14 protein-coding genes and 2 riboswitches are annotated in these 16,413 nt (G+C 29.5%); of the genes, 5 read left to right on the forward strand and 9 right to left on the reverse strand.

Annotated elements, in window-relative coordinates; translation table 11 throughout:
* Window positions 1–242 precede the first annotated feature (242 nt).
* The 8 genes from STERM_RS12545 to STERM_RS12585 all read right to left on the reverse strand — a co-directional run bounded on the left by STERM_RS12545 (window position 243) and on the right by STERM_RS12585 (window position 8,095).
* Window positions 243–2,132 (reverse strand): heavy metal translocating P-type ATPase, encoded by a 1,890-nt coding sequence (locus STERM_RS12545; protein ID WP_012862001.1) that lies wholly within the window; start codon window positions 2,130–2,132, stop codon window positions 243–245.
* Between the two features lie 24 nt (window positions 2,133–2,156).
* Window positions 2,157–2,375 carry a cation transporter gene (locus tag STERM_RS22715; RefSeq protein ID WP_012862002.1) on the reverse strand — a complete coding sequence of 73 codons (219 nt, stop codon included), beginning with the start codon at window positions 2,373–2,375 and terminating at the stop codon, window positions 2,157–2,159.
* Entirely contained in the window at window positions 2,372–2,668 is a 297-nt protein-coding gene (locus tag STERM_RS12555; protein WP_169305407.1) for an ArsR/SmtB family transcription factor, read from the reverse strand. Before STERM_RS12555 ends, STERM_RS22715 begins: the two co-directional genes overlap by 4 nt.
* 306 nt (window positions 2,669–2,974) lie before the next feature.
* Window positions 2,975–3,685 carry a DUF554 domain-containing protein gene (locus STERM_RS12560; RefSeq protein WP_012862004.1) on the reverse strand — a complete coding sequence of 237 codons (711 nt, stop codon included), beginning with the start codon at window positions 3,683–3,685 and terminating at the stop codon, window positions 2,975–2,977.
* 173 nt (window positions 3,686–3,858) lie between these two features.
* Window positions 3,859–4,431, reverse strand: a complete 573-nt coding sequence (locus STERM_RS12565) for an SIMPL domain-containing protein (RefSeq protein ID WP_012862005.1) — start codon at window positions 4,429–4,431, stop codon at window positions 3,859–3,861.
* 2,041 nt (window positions 4,432–6,472) lie between these two features.
* On the reverse strand, window positions 6,473–6,811 hold the full coding sequence (locus STERM_RS12575; RefSeq protein WP_012862007.1) for an ArsR/SmtB family transcription factor: 339 nt from the start codon (window positions 6,809–6,811) through the stop codon (window positions 6,473–6,475).
* Window positions 6,812–6,831: 20 nt separating this feature from the next.
* Entirely contained in the window at window positions 6,832–7,059 is a 228-nt protein-coding gene (locus tag STERM_RS12580) for a thioredoxin family protein (protein ID WP_012862008.1), read from the reverse strand.
* A gap of 19 nt (window positions 7,060–7,078) precedes the next feature.
* Window positions 7,079–8,095 (reverse strand): permease, encoded by a 1,017-nt coding sequence (locus tag STERM_RS12585; RefSeq protein ID WP_012862009.1) that lies wholly within the window; start codon window positions 8,093–8,095, stop codon window positions 7,079–7,081.
* 213 nt (window positions 8,096–8,308) lie between these two features.
* On the opposite strand from STERM_RS12585, the gene STERM_RS12590 reads away from it, so the two are divergent.
* The 5 genes from STERM_RS12590 (at window position 8,309) to STERM_RS12610 (ending at window position 14,950) form a co-directional block, all read left to right on the forward strand.
* Window positions 8,309–9,310 (forward strand): phosphotransferase enzyme family protein, encoded by a 1,002-nt coding sequence (locus STERM_RS12590; protein WP_012862010.1) that lies wholly within the window; start codon window positions 8,309–8,311, stop codon window positions 9,308–9,310.
* Between the two features lie 351 nt (window positions 9,311–9,661).
* Window positions 9,662–9,820, forward strand: a riboswitch (M-box (ykoK) riboswitch).
* Between the two features lie 71 nt (window positions 9,821–9,891).
* A riboswitch (M-box (ykoK) riboswitch) is annotated at window positions 9,892–10,051 on the forward strand.
* Between the two features lie 85 nt (window positions 10,052–10,136).
* A complete protein-coding gene (locus STERM_RS12595; protein WP_012862011.1) occupies window positions 10,137–10,829 on the forward strand; it encodes an MgtC/SapB family protein in 693 nt (230 codons plus the stop codon).
* Between the two features lie 34 nt (window positions 10,830–10,863).
* Window positions 10,864–11,151 (forward strand): DUF3784 domain-containing protein, encoded by a 288-nt coding sequence (locus STERM_RS22840; protein WP_370452880.1) that lies wholly within the window; start codon window positions 10,864–10,866, stop codon window positions 11,149–11,151.
* A 205-nt stretch (window positions 11,152–11,356) separates the two neighbouring features.
* Complete coding sequence (mgtA, locus tag STERM_RS12605; protein ID WP_012862013.1) at window positions 11,357–14,083, forward strand: magnesium-translocating P-type ATPase; 2,727 nt, start codon at window positions 11,357–11,359, stop codon at window positions 14,081–14,083.
* Window positions 14,084–14,401: 318 nt separating this feature from the next.
* A complete protein-coding gene (locus STERM_RS12610; RefSeq protein ID WP_012862014.1) occupies window positions 14,402–14,950 on the forward strand; it encodes a hypothetical protein in 549 nt (182 codons plus the stop codon).
* A 680-nt stretch (window positions 14,951–15,630) separates the two neighbouring features.
* Here the strand turns inward: STERM_RS12610 and STERM_RS12615 are convergent.
* Window positions 15,631–16,326, reverse strand: coding sequence for a DUF134 domain-containing protein (locus STERM_RS12615; RefSeq protein ID WP_012862015.1), 696 nt, complete (start codon window positions 16,324–16,326; stop codon window positions 15,631–15,633).
* Between the last annotated feature and the right edge of the window lie 87 nt (window positions 16,327–16,413).

Here is a 16,413-nt window from a genome sequence, read left to right on the forward strand (position 1 = left end):
CAGATATCAATTATAGATTTTTATAATGTCAAGTATTCTCTTTATTTAACAGCTGATATTAAGTTGATAAATCCGACAAAAATAATTTGCTTTCAGCTGTTCATTATGAAGATTTTTTTAAATAAAAAGCCCTCTTTAAAGGGCTTTATTATATCACAATTTTTTAACAGCTGATTTTCTGATATATAATAATTTAGTTAAGCGGGATTTTTATCTAAATTTTATATTTTTGAAATTATGTACTATTCTTCATCTTTAAATTTCATAGCTCTCATAGCATTTAAAATAGCAAGAACTGACACACCTACATCGGCAAAAATTGCTTCCCACATAGTCGCTATACCTCCGGCACCTAAAATCAATACTATCAGCTTTACAATAAGTGCAAAGAAAATATTCTGCCTTACAATATTAAGTGTTTTTTTGGCAATTTTTATAGTTGTTGCTATCTTAGACGGTTCATCATTCATTATAACTATATCTGCTGCTTCAATAGCTGCATCTGATCCTAATCCGCCCATGGCAATTCCAACATCTGCCCTTGCAAGTACTGGTGCATCGTTTATACCATCTCCGACAAATGAAAGATTTTTATTTTTAGGCTTTTCTGCCAATAATTTTTCTACCTTTTCTACTTTATCCCCCGGAAGCAATTCAGCATAAACCAGATCAAGTCCTAATTCCTCCGCGACCTTTTCTCCTACTTTCCTTGAATCTCCTGTCAGCATAACAGTTTTCTGAATTCCGAGTTTTTTCAGATTTTCAATTGCTTTTTTTGAATCAGCTTTTATTTCATCGGATATTACTATATATCCCTTATAAATTCCGTCTATTGCTATATGAACTATTGTACCTGTTATATTATCACTGTCAGCATACTTTATTCCTTTGCTTTTCATCAATTTAGCATTTCCTGCCAGAATAATTTTATTATACACAGCAGCTTTTACGCCATGTCCGGGAATTTCTTCCACATCAGAAATTTTTGAATTGTCTATTTTCTTTCCGTAAGCTTTTAATAAAGAAACTGAAATGGGATGATTCGAATAACTTTCTGCATAAGCAGCCATTTCCAGTAACTCTTCTTTTGTTATACCCTCAGTGACTATTTCGGTTACATTAAAGACTCCTTTTGTTAAAGTCCCTGTTTTATCAAAAACGACTGTTTCTGTTTTGGAAAGAGCTTCCAGATAATTACTTCCTTTTACCAGAACCCCGTGTGCCGAAGCCCCTCCGATACCTCCGAAAAAACCAAGCGGTATTGAAATGACAAGTGCACAGGGACAAGATATAACAAGGAAAATCAGTGCTCTGTATAACCAGTCATAAAATACTGCATCTTTCAATATAAGCGGCGGAATAACTGCCAGAAAAGCTGCAATTATAACTACTGCCGGAGTATAATATTTTGCAAATTTAGTTATAAATTTTTCAGATTCCGATTTTTTACTGCTGGCATTTTCCACTAAATCCAATATTTTAGAAACCGTTGATTCCCCGAATTCTTTGGAAACTTTAACGGTAATTACCCCGCTCATATTTATACACCCGCTTAGAACTTCGTCTCCTTCCGAGACTTCCCGCGGTAAAGATTCTCCGGTTAAAGCTGAAGTATTAATTGTCGAATTTCCGCTGGCAACTTTTCCATCCAATGCAATTTTTTCTCCGGGCTTTATAATAATTATTTCCCCTACTTTAACTTCGTCAGGATCGACTCTGATGATTTTATTGCCGCGTTTTATATTTGCATAATCAGGTCTTATATCCATAAGATCTGCTATTGATTTTCTGGATTTATTGACAGCATAATCCTGAAACAGCTCCCCGATTTGATAAAACAGCATTACAGCTACCCCTTCAGGATACTCTCCAATTATAAAGGCTCCTATAGTTGCAATTGACATTAGAAAGTTTTCATCAAAAATCTGACCGTTTAATATATTTTTTACTGCTTTTAAAACAACATCTCCCCCGACAATCAAATATGCTGTAAGATAAATCGATAATAATACTATGCCGGGATTAATACCCGGAAACAAAAGTACCATTTTATCATCAAAAGCCGGAAAAAGACCTACAATAAAGAAAAATGATCCTACTATAATTTTTAAAATCCTGTTTCTATATTTCATTTCAGTACCCTCCTTTTTTTTATTTTATTTTTTAATTATAACTGCAGACTCTATTTTTTTTACAGTTTTTTTTATTTCCTCTATTACAGAATCTGAATTTTCGTCAACAAGTTCAAGATTCATCTTTGCAGTCATAAAATTCACATTAACACTGTTAACACCTTCCACCTTTTGAACAGATCTTTCAATTTTTGCTGCACAATTGGCACAATCCAAGTTTTCTAGTCTGAATGTTTTTTTCATTTTTCTACCTCCGAATTTTTAGTTTCAATTATTTGTGTTAAAACTTTTCTAACATATGATTTTTTTAGTGAATAGAATAATACTCTTCCTTTTCTTTCGTATCTTACTAAATGTGCCTCTCTGAGTACAGCTAATTGATGTGAAACAGCCGATTGATTCATGTTAATCAATTTTGCTATGTCATGTACACACATTTCAGTATCTATTAAAAGGTATAATATTTTCAATCTTGTCTCACTGGAAAATATTTTAAAAAGTTCTGCTAATTCAGTTATTTCTTTTTTATTGATCATTTTTTCTCCCAATATCTGTTCCATGAGTCATGAGTTAAGTTTTTTATTTGAATATATATTCATGTGTTCATATGTTTAAACGAATTATATCTAATCTGATAAATTATGTCAAGATATTTTTGTAGAAAACTTTTTAAAGTTTTTATATTTTTGTTATTTTTTGAATAATCTTCAGATTATATTGCAAATATAAATACTTTGAATTTTATCTTTAATTAATGGTGATACCACAGATATAATAATTTATCTGCATAATAAAAAAACTCCGAAGAGTTTTTTTATTAAATATTATCTTATTAAACATTCTCAGAAAAACATTCCCCATAATTTTGAAATAGGAATAACAATTAACAATGAAGGAAGCATATTTGTAATTCTTATATATTTCATTTCACAAATTCTGAAACCTGTGGCAAGGGCAATAATTCCTCCGCATGACATAAAATCATTAAGTGCTTCCGGAGTAGTCAGCGGAAGGATAAAGCCTGACAATAAATACAATGCCATAAAAAATAAAAACTGCGGAACAGCAATTCCAGCTACTAAAAATCCTAATGATGCCGCAAAAATAGCTGATGTAAAAATATCAAGCACTGCCTTGGCAAGCAGGATACTGTGATCTCCGGTCATAGCCTCTGCCATAGAACCGAGAATTCCCGTAGAGCCTGTACAAAACAGTACAACCAGACTAACATATTTCTGAATAAACATATCATCCTCGGAACTGTTTTTACCAGAAATTTTTTCTATAAACAGTTTTATTTTAACAGTAAAAACTTCCATCCAGTGTTCTAAATCAATCATTTCTCCAATAAAAGTCCCTAAAATAACAGAAAGAACAATACTCGGCAGAGAATGCAGCTTTACGATCAGATTTATTCCTATAGCCATTGATGCTACGCCGAATATAAATGTAAGATTTGTACGTATACGTTCCGGGAAGTGCTTCCCAAATATTCCTCCAATTATCCCCCCAAGTAAAATTGCCGACGCGTTAGTAATAATCCCAATAGGCATAACTTCCCTCCAATTCTAAATTTCAAAGCATGTTAACATAACTGATCAAAAAATGCAAACGATTTTTCATTAATCATTTGCAATTTAATAAATTTAGTTTATAACTTAAAGATATAATAAAAAACAAGACTAAATATAAACAGTCTTGTTTTTTATTATTTAATTAATCAATTTTATCTCATCATTACATTAAAAAATTTAGTCGGAAATACTGAAAGTGTAGAAATAAGATCCAGATTTTTATCATAATTTACTTTCCACAAACCATTAATTTTATCCATAGTCACTTTTATATTTTTTGTTTTTAATACTCCTTTATGTCCATATTTTTCATATAATTTTTCATAAATCAATATTGCATTTTTATTATTAATACTATCTGGTGAAATCCCTAGATCGTTAAGTGATTCTAAAAAAGCTGAAACAAATTCATCGTCTGAAAGATTATCATATGAAACATAATTTACTTTTACATTCAGTGTACTTTTATTTTTTGATTCACTTACTTTTGTAACTTCATATTTATTTTTCTTTGAGTATCCGCTCATTGCCTTAAATTCATTTTCATTGGATGCCATTTCCATAAAGATTAACATTTCAGGATCTTGTCTGTAAGCCTTATAATCCTGGGCTACTAAATATTTCATTCCCTGTTCAAAAACCTGTTTTGACTCATATTTCTCTAAATTATTCCCCAACGTTAAACTCATTAACATTAAAAATAGTGCCAGTACTGCTTTTTTCATTTTACCTCCTAGAAATTATAATAATAATTTATCTTAACACCTTTATATGTATTTTTTGTGAAGTTTAATAAAATTGAATATTCAGTTTTCATTATTCACAGTTTTTTTGTAATACACTATACTTTATCCTAATCAATTAATTCCTTCTTCTATTTTTGTAGAAACAACAAATCGGTTATTTATATTGAAGCTATGAATTCCAATACTTATAACTCTTTTTATTTTTAGATTATCTATAATTTTTCATTCATTCTTTTCACTTTTTCATGCTATAATTTTATTAGATGAAGAGGTGATTTTTATGTATATAAAAATTTTTTTCAGTTTTTTACTATCTGGAATAATGATCCAATTTTTTAAAATTTATAATGTTATTCATAATTTAAATCTCCTGAAAAACTTCAAAAGGTATTTTTTTATCATTTTTAACCAAATGTATTTTCAAAAATCAAAATCAAATTTAAAATATATACAGCATACCGGATATCGCAAACTAGCTCACAGCACTAAAACTATTCGATTCTTTCCTGAATTTGACAGAAATTTAAAACTTTATTCAAAATTACATTCTTTTATGAAAATCAATGAAACTCTATGTCCTAATGAACAAGAAGAAAAAATACATAAATTCGGAATCAGCTTCTATGATGAAATTATTTCAAATATTACTTTTCATCATGAAAAATTAGATAAAGAAATACTATTTTTATTCAATCCCTTTATACTTATTTTTAACTCTATAAAATTCATTATCAGTTTTTTGCTTAATTTTTTCGATTTTAAGTTTTCCGCTAGATCTGTTAATTTATTTAGTTTCTTTATTACCCTTTTTATTTTTCTCATCGGATATATAAAAATATACTATCTCTTTATTGTTTAATACATTCAGTATTTTATGCAAAGAATAAAATATTGATTTTACATTTATATTTTCAATAAAAATATAAAAAAAGAAGTAGTTAAACTACTTCTTTCAACACACCTACATAGTTCAGTAGACGTTAACCTTTAAGGGAATATATATAATACAGGAAAAAAAAATATTTTTATATATAATTCTTCAGGAAAAAAATTGATATTTTTAAAAACATTAGACTAATATCAATATATCTAAAGCATATTATAAACAAAAAACAACATTTATCAAAAGCTCAACCAGTAATTTTGTAGAGTAATTATACCTGAAAACGAATTTTAAATGATAAAAATATAAAATCTTGCTGTTATAAAATGATCAAACTTAATAATACTAAAAAAGCTTTCTGATTTATTTGATTTCGAAAAACTTAAAACTAAAATATCCGAAAAATTTAAAAAGAGATAACCGCTATTCTGTTATCTCACTGTTACTAGCGTTTGGCACTAGAATTAAAATATATCATGAAAATTTTAAAAATGCAACTATTATATAAATAAATATAAACTCTTTTAACAGATCATAAAAATAAATGATAGATTATGATTTAAATTATAAATTGCCTCATAGTTATTACTAAAAGGCAATTCGATATTATATTTTTATTCGTATTTGATGCATACTTATATCATAATCAAATACTATTGTCAAACCAATAAAAAAAATATTATTCAATAAACTATTATAACGCATTTTACAAAAAATAACAAGAAGTATTCTTAGCAAACATGATAAACTATCAGATAAAATTCTAAATATTCTACCTAAAAATATTAATAACTCAGAAAAATACTTATCTTATGGAAAATTTAAATAATTTTATCCTGGCTGCTATAAATAAAATAACGTACTTTAATTTTATTTCCAATAAAAATCTGGTTGAAGCTTTAGAGAATATAATGCTTTTCCTAGTGTTGATACAGCTCTCTTTTCCCCTTCTCATGTCCGTACTGGACTTATCTGAGTTTTGTGTTTTTATAAATATTTGAGTATTGATAAATATCATCTTTCTTACTAAACAGTATCTAAATTCTTTCAACTTTAGCTATAACAGCTCATATATATTTTTTTCTAACTCTAAAGAAATAATAATATTTAAATTCTTAATTTTTTTAAAATTATTGCTTAGATATCACATTTTTCTTTCTTAACTGCAAAATACTTTTCTAAATTTTCTAAATCTTCCTGATATATGCTTTCTTTTCTCAAATAATTCTCTACCAATACTTTTAATAGCTCATTTTCCTTTTTTATCAATGCATAATGTGACCATTGAGCTTCTTTTCTGTCCCTGACAAAACCGTTATTTTTCAGATATGCCAAATGTCTTGAAGCTTTTGTCTGTGTGATATCAAGAACCTTTAAAATATCACACACGCATAATTCCTTATCATATAACAGATTAACTATTCTTAATCTGGTTTCATCTGACAAAGCTTTTAACTGGTCCGCAATATTAACCATTATTTACCTCCATACTTTTATTAAATAATTTCTTTTAATTCTTTTATTGTTGCTACTCTTCCGGAAATTACTACTTTTTCATCAATTACCAAGGCAGGAGTTTTCATTACGCCGAATTTCAAAATCTCTTTCATATCTGTTACCTTTTCCACCTCTGCTTCTTTTCCGCTTTCTTTCAAAGCCTCTTTAACATTTTTTTCTAAATTTTGACAATTTTTGCATCCGCTTCCCAAAACTTTAATTTTCATATTTTTTTCCTCCTTTAAATTATATAAACATATAACCGAAAAAATTAAAAGAATATCCGATTATTATTATTCCTATACCTACTATTAAAACAAAAATCGTTAATAACTTTGGCTTTACCACTTTACTTAACATTATTACTGAAGGCAGAGACAGTGCTGTAACTGCCATCATAAAAGATAATATTGTTCCTATTCCTACTCCTTTTAAAAATAAAGCTTCTGCTATCGGAATAGTACCGAATATATCTGCATACATCGGTATTCCTAGTATTGTTGATATTAATACAGCAAATTTATTATTATTCCCTATTAGATTTTCTATTAATTCCTGCGGTATCCAGTTATGAATCAGTGCTCCTATTCCTACTCCGATTATTACATAAGGCCATACTTTTTTAAATATATCTTTTACCTGTTCCTTGGCAAACTCATGTCTTTTTCTTTTTGTCATGGTTTCCAGCTCACCATCAACATCAGGCATTTCCCTCACATATTCCTCTACCTGTGATTCTAAATTTAAATGGTCTATTATACCACCGCCTGCAACAGCCAGTACTAATCCCACTAAAACATATACAAACGCTATCTTAAATCCAAAAAAAGACATTAATAACAAAAAACTTCCGAGATCCACTAATGGTGAGGAAATTAAAAATGAAAAAGTAGTTCCTAATGATAATCCTGAAGCTGTAAATCCTATAAAAATAGGAATGCTCGAACAGCTGCAGAAAGGTGTTATCGTTCCTAATAAAGCTCCTACTATTCTACCTTTAATTCCTTTCATATTTCCTAATAATTTTTTAGTTCTTTCGGGCGGAAAATAGCTTTGTATATAAGAAATCCCATATATTAATAATGTCAATAATATAAATATTTTTATAGTATCAAATATAAAAAACTGAATACTTCCACCTATTTGAGAAGCTAAGTCAAGTCTTAGTAATTTTTGTACTATAAGCCCAGACAAATCATTTAACCAAGTCATTTTAAAAAAAATATCCATTATAGAATTAAATCCTTTTATAAACATTTCCATATTTTTCTCCATTCTTTATATTCGTTAAACCGGTTATACGAATAATAACACAAATAAAAAGATATTGTCAATTTTTTTTATCTTGCTTGTTATTATTTTCTAATTTTTTAATTTGGATATATTCCTATTTTTCTTATATAAGTCATGGTATAATACTCTTTTATAGTATATTTGTATATTGAAAAAATTTATATTTTTAACAGGAGAAAATATATGAGTAAAAATAATAAATTATTATTACAGCACGCTGAATCACTTTATAATGCTAAAGTGGTAAATGAAAACATTTTGGGGAATTCCGCAAACTTAATATTTGAAATAGAAATAGAGCAAGTTCCTTTTATATTAAGGGTATCAGAATACAGCAGCCAAAAAAAATCACATATAGATTTTGAATTACACTGGGTAAATTATTTAACGAATAAGCTAAATAATATAGTTAAGCCTATAAAAAGTATCAATAATAATCTTTATGAAATTATTCAGGCTGATGATAAAAGCTATATTTTATGTTTATTTGAAAAAGCGAATGGTAAAATCGCTGACTGTAATAACCCAATGGAATTTAATGACAAATTATTTTTTGATCTAGGTATATTAATGGGAAATATGCATAGATTAACAAAAGAATACAGCAAAAATCTAATAAAACAAAAGTTTGAATGGTGTGTTAACAGAGATGACAATACATTTTGCAGGGATGAATTGATTTCGGATGAAGATATTCAGCTGTTTGAACGAAGATACTATACTGAAATTCAGGCCCTTCCAGTATCAAAGGATACTTATGGAATAATTCACAGCGATATACATTTATATAACTTTTTTGTTGATAATGATCATATTAAACTATTTGATTTTGATGACTGCCGATTTGACTGGTATGCCAATGATATTGCACGTACTCTTTTTTTTATGGTACAAATATTCGGACGTTCAAAGCCAGAAAAAGAGCGTACAGAATTTGCAGAATCATTTTTAACAACATATTTAAAAGGATACAGGCAAGCAAATATAATCGATAAATATTGGATTCCAAAGTTTAATTTGTTTATGAAATATAGCATGACGGACGGATATAAATTTGTGAAAAATCACTGGAGGAATGAATCTGTTAACCCTCATCAAGAATATCTGGACTGGCATAAAAACAGAATAATTAATGATTTGCCATACGTGTTTATCGACTATAATAAAATCATTGCCGGTCTATAAGTTTATCTGTACAATAAAGCACCTCTTTTACGTACTTTTTCTATATTTGGATGGGTAAGTTACTCTAAAAGGAGCGGATATAGCAATGCGGATTACAAATCTTTATTTTCTGATGTATTCCGCCTGACATAGATAATAATATTTTCTTTCAACCATCTATAACAGATATAATAAGATATTTTCTAATGTTAGCATAATTTGATTTCATATCTGACATATAGTTAATACTTTTACCATATATTTTGTAAATAAAATAAAATATTTTTTTCAAGATAAATACTACACTTGAATAAAATAATAATTTTTTTGTATAAAAAAAATCTTGACAAAAAAATATCTCAGGTGTATACTGAGAAAAATCGGTAGGTGAGGCTAACATAAGGATAAGGATTGCTGCCGCGAAAAGATGGAGACATTTTTAGCAGGTCTGAACAGTCTGGGTCGAATAAGGCTCAGAATAATGCAATTTCATTGCCTTATGAAGTTAAAACTTGAACGATGATTACATTTTATAGTGATTTGTAATTTTTAGTTCGTGTTTTGACGAACTTTTTTTATTTTTACAGAATAGGATTTTTTGTTAGTATAATCGGTAGGTGAGGCTAACATAGGGATAAGGATTACTGCCGCGAAAAGATGGAGACATTTTTAGCAGGTCTGAACAGTCTGGGTCGAATAAGGCTCAGAATAATGTAATTTCATTGCCCTATGAAGTTAAAACTTGAACGATAAACTGCATTGTATAAATATACATATGTTTTTTTGGATTCGTGTTTTAACGGATCTTTTTTATTTTAAATTTAAATTCTAACCGGAGGTGAGAAAAATGATGAATTTATTAATGCAATTATCTTTATCAGTTATTTTAGGAACTTTAATAGGGCTGGAGAGACAATGGCGTCAAAGAATGGCGGGTTTACGTACTAACGCCCTTGTATCGCTGGGGGCAACTCTCTTTTGTATTTTATCTATTCGAATAGGAAACGGAGCAGATGCAAGGATATCAGCTTATATTGTCAGTGGAATAGGATTTTTGGGAGCCGGGGTTATTATGAAAGACAGCGTAAATGTAAGAGGTCTTAACACCGCCGCAACATTATGGTGTTCTGCTGCAATTGGCAGTTTTTGCGGGATGGGTAACATAACAGAGGCAGTAATAGGAACAGGATTTATATTAATATGTCATCTTTTACTCCGTCCGATTGGGAACAAAATTGATAAATATGCATTTTCTGCTAAACATAGTAAAAATGGTGACCTTGAGTATGAAATAGTAATTATTTGTAAGCCTAAAATAGAAAATAATATCCGGATATTACTAATAAACTGTATTGATAAAGATAAAAACCTATTGCTGCATTCTCTGAACAGTATTGATGAAACAGAGAAGAAAAATGTAACAATAGTGGCTGGAATTTTATCACAGGAAAAAAATGACAGTTATATTGAAAAAATTGCTTCCAGACTGACTATAGAGCCGGATGTTTCAGTGGTAAAATGGCAGTTATTTGATAATTAAAAAGGAGTGGTCAATTATGTATATATGTTATGTAATGTCTTTTATTATGATTTTTATTAGTTTTTTATTTTTTACATTGAAAATAAAGGATAAAATTAACGGGTTTAAAAACCTCAGTTCCAGTGAAAAAGAAAAAATTAATATAAAAGGACTTTGTTATAATATCGGGGTTTTATTTGTCATCTGTGGTCTTATATGGGCTTTGGCCGGATTTTCAATTCTTTTCAGAAGTAATTTTCTTACCGGCGCAATATTTTGCTGGATATGTATCTGCATTATAAATATTACAGCTATAAATAAATTTGAACTTTATAAAAAATAGTTAACCTGTTTGTAAAATATAATATATAATTTTTTTATCTGAAAGGCGGTGAATGAGAAAATGAATGAAGGCGAATTATGCAGGAGTGAAAATTTTATAAAACATATGGTGATAAACAGCAGGCAAAACGCTCTTTATTCACTCATTCCGTTTCTATGAAAATTTCACTCTTCTAAAACAATTACACTTTAGAGGAGGAAAGAAAATGAAAAATAACAAAATGAAAACTCAGGAAAATGTTTTTAATAACAATATTTCCACAAAACTAAAATTTCTTGCTGGTATAGAAAGCACAGATCTTTTAAAAAAATTAGGAACTTCTGATACTGGATTAAAAAATGAGAATATTGAAAAACAAAGGGAAATATTTGGGGATAATAAAATAGCATATCAAAATCAAAAGTCACTTATACATAGAATTTTTAATGCTTTTATAAATCCTTTTACTATGATTCTCCTGTTTCTTGCAACAATATCATTTGTTATGGATATTTTGATTCCCGTAATGAATAACCATGCAGACGAAGCTGATTTTTTAACATTGATAATTATCATAACAATGGTAATTATAAGCGGACTGCTTCGTTTTACTCAGGAAACACGTTCTGGAAATGCAGCCCAAAAATTACTGGAAATGATTACTACTACAACATGTGTAGAAAGAGATAATAACGGGAAAACAGAAATATCTCTGGATGAGGTTGTAGTGGGAGATATAATCCATCTTGCTGCCGGAGATATGATTCCGGCAGATATGAGAATTCTAAAAGCCAAGGATTTATTTATCAGTCAGTCTTCTCTTACCGGAGAAAGCGAGCCTATAGAAAAATTTCCTGCTGCTGTCCAAAAAGAGTATGACTCTTTTACAGATTTTCCAAACCTTCTTTTTATGGGCAGTAATGTTGTCAGCGGCACTGCAAAAGGAGTTGTTGTATCGACTGGCCAAAATACAATGTTTGGAACAATGGCAAAATCTATTTCGGATAAACCTGTGATAACAAGCTTTGAAAAGGGGGTCAATTCAGTATCATGGGTACTTATTCGGTTTATGTTTGTTATGGTTCCGATTGTATTATTTGTCAATGGATTTACAAAAGGTAACTGGATGGAAGCTTTTTTGTTTGCAATATCTATTGCTGTAGGACTAACTCCTGAAATGCTTCCTATGATAGTTACTACTTGTTTGGCAAAAGGTGCAGTGGCTATGTCTAAGAAAAAAACAATTATAAAAAATCTGAATTCTATACAGAATTTTGGTGCAATGGACATTTTGTGCACTGATAAGACTGGGACTATCACACAAAATAAGGTTATCCTTGAGTATCATCTGGATGTTCAGGGAAAAGAAGATACACGGGTATTAAAACACGCTTTTTTAAACAGCTATTATCAGACCGGTTTGAGAAATCTTATGGATATAGCCATTATTAACAGAACACTGGAAGAAAAAGGAACAGAAGATATATTAAAAGATCTGGCCTTAAAATATGAAAAAGTAGATGAGATACCTTTTGATTTTAACAGAAGAAGAATGAGTGTAGTGGTATCTGATTCAAACGGGAAGAAGCAGATGATAACCAAAGGTGCTGTGGAAGAAATGCTGTCTGTCTGCTCATTTGTAGAATATAGCGGGAATATAGAGCCAATTACCTATGAATTAAAGGAAAAGATTTTGAAAACTGCAGATGAGCTTAATGAAGACGGGATGAGAGTAATAGCAGTAGCTCAGAAAACTAATCCTTCACCTGCAGATTCCTTTTCCGTAAAAGATGAAACAGATATGGTTCTCATGGGATATCTGGCATTTCTTGACCCGCCTAAAGATTCGGCAGCGGCAGCTATTAAGTCATTATCTGAATATGGTGTCACAACAAAAATTCTTACAGGTGATAATGATAAAGTTACTGCCTGCATTTGCAAGCAAGTCGGTATAAAGGCGGACAATATTTTATTAGGTTCTGAAATTGAAAGCCTCACAGATACCGAACTAAGTATTCTCGCGGAAGAAACTAATGTTTTTGCTAAGTTATCTCCAAATCAAAAGAAAAGAATTGTAGATATTCTAAGGGCAAATGGACATACTGTCGGATTTATGGGGGACGGAATCAATGATGCAGCTGCAATGAAAGCTTCTGATATTGGTATTTCTGTTGATTCAGCCGTAGATATTGCAAAGGAATCTGCCGATATTATTCTTTTGGAAAAAGATTTGTCTATATTGAAACAAGGTATCATAGAAGGTCGAATTACTTATGCAAATATGATTAAATATATAAAAATGACTGCTAGCTCTAATTTTGGAAATATGTTTTCTGTTTTAGCAGCAAGTGCATTTATCCCTTTTTTACCAATGATGAGTATTCACTTAATATTTTTAAATCTTATTTATGACATTTCTTGTATAGCTATCCCTTGGGATAATGTAGATAAAGAATTTTTGAAAATACCAAGAAAATGGGATGCTTCATCTGTAGGAAATTTTATGATCTGGATTGGTCCTGCCAGTTCTGTTTTTGATATAACAACTTACTTATTAATGTATTTTATTATTTGTCCAAAATATGTGTCAAATGGTGTTTTATATAATTCAATACCAGAGTCGCAGACAGCACTAAGAGCTTTGTATATCTCAGTCTTTCAGGCCGGATGGTTTATTGAATCTATGTGGTCACAGACATTAGTAATCCACATGATCAGAACACCAAAAATTCCTTTTATTCAGAGCCGGGCATCTTTTCCTGTATTTTCTCTTACATTTACAGGTATCGCTTTACTGACAATAATACCGTTTACAAAATTCGGAGCTAAAATAGGACTTGCTCCGCTGCCGTTTGAGTATTTCGGATGGCTTATACTTACAATTATTTTATATATGTTTCTTGCAACAATACTCAAAAACCTTTATGTAAAACGTTATAAAGAATTATTGTAGCGAAAAATTAACTCAAAAGAGGCTTCCACATAATTTAAAGCCTCTTTTTTAATAAAATTAAAGTATTAAATATAGTATTGCTGACAAATTCTGTTACTGCATCGTTATAAGGATTTCTCTTCCCAAGCTATAACCATGATACTCCAAAGACATCGAGAACTTCATCAATATTATGATTATTTTAGAATAACTTATTTTTTGACCAGTTTATTCTCTTATAAAAGGAAATAAACTAAGAAATCTATCTGAATTTCCATTGCTATTCAATATTTAAATATGCTAAACTTAAATATAGTCGGTTAAAAAAGGAGGAATAAAATGAAGAAAAATATAGTAACATTATTGTTATTCTTAGGAACAATAATATTTTCAACTCCATATTATCCAAATGGTATACCTAGCATAGGACCTTTAAAAGGAGGAGTTACTTTTTGGGGGGAGGATGGACAGGGAAACTATATTGACGGTGTTTCATATGGTGCTGCTTATGAGATAAAAGTACCTGGTTATGAGAGTTTAGTACTGGATATTAATGTTTCTAAGTATTCAAACGGGAATTTAAAAGATAGTCAATCATTTGATATTACTTTAAAAAAAGAGATAAAAGATTTTACAGGTAATATAAAAATGATAATTAAGAATAAAAATGGTAAAGAGATAATAAAAGAGTACAAGGGATATTTTCCCAATCCCAGTTACAAAGTAAGATACGGATTTGATAGTCCGCTTGATTTTGATGGTGCAGATGATAATGCAGCAGTTACACTGGAATTAGTGCTAAACAATGGTAAAAATATCATTATAAAGCTGGATAAATCAGTAGCAAAAGACTTGATATTTATCGCGAAACAATTTCCAGGTAAATAAAAGGTTTTGTAGTAAAAATCTGGGAATATTATAAGGAAATATCAGGAATTCTGAGGAACTCTGGAAATATTAAAAAAATTCATATATGCAGGGAATTTTGTCCCTGCTTTTATATTCTTCCTTCAAAACAGCTTAATAACTATGAATTTATTTGACCTCAATCATAAACTTTCTTCATAAAAACCTGCAGAAATTACACTATAATAGTAAAAAAGACAGTATGAGCCGAGGAACTGCCAATACAGAACTTTAGTGATTATTACTAATATATATCCGAGATAAAGATTTATACTTTTTCTTAAACTGCAAATTATTGTAAAAAAAGCCAGATTTATATCCAGCTTAATTATCACAAAATTTTAAATTTCTATACTCGTTTTCACTGTTGTTATATCATATTTCTGGAAAAGCATAAGTCTTTAGAAATGTTTTTTATTTATATTATATCAAGAATTTTATCTGTATGATATTCAGAGAGACTTCTGATTGTATATTATTTCCAGATATCTATATTGGATTTCCTCTATTACTATAAAATATTTTTCCTATTATTACTGTAAGAACTTTGTATACCAATTCTGCATTCTTTTTCTTCTAACACTGACGTATATAAAACTAATTATTACTATTTCACGAATTAATATAAAAAAACTATATTTTACTATAATTTATTTACTCAGTTATTTATGATTATGTCCACAAGAATGTCCATCTTCATGATTATGATGATTACAAGCAATGTCAGCATTATAGTCTAAGTTTCCTTCTAGAAAAGCTTCCACTTGTCTGTCAGCATTCCCTATAGCACCCGGATAAATTTTTATTCCGCTTTCTGCTAAAGCATTTCTTGCTCCTCCGCCTAGTCCGCCACAGATAAGTATTTCTACATTAAGCTTTTTAAGATATCCTGCTAAAGCTCCATGACCATGACCATCGGTATCTATTACTTTCTGAGATAATATATTTTTTCCTTCTACGCTATAAATTTTAAAAAATTCTGTTTTCCCAAAATGCTGCCCTACATTTCCATTGTCATATGTCACTGCAATTATCATTTTCCCATCTCCTTTAATATTTTCTTTATTTGTAAATTCTTTTAATTGATAATTTCCTCCGGATATAACTAGACCTATTCCCTCTATCAAAAATCTTGCTAACTTTCTTCTGGCATCAGAGTATAATGACTGGACACTGGTTCTAGCAATATGCATCTCCTTTGCACACTCTTCCTGAGAATAGCCCAAATAATCAATTAATCTTATAGTTTCATATTCTTCTACAAGTAAAACTATTTTTTCTTGAAATTTATTTTCACCATAAAATTTTTGATATTGTGGAATTTTGCTTATTCTCTTTCCTTTGGTAGGTCTTCCCATATACACTCCTTTTAAATACTTATGTCTTCAAAATCATTATACCATATTATTAACATATGTCAATAATTTTGGTTCCATAAATTAAAA

Source organism: Sebaldella termitidis ATCC 33386, assembly GCF_000024405.1.
GTDB lineage: Bacteria > Fusobacteriota > Fusobacteriia > Fusobacteriales > Leptotrichiaceae > Sebaldella > Sebaldella termitidis.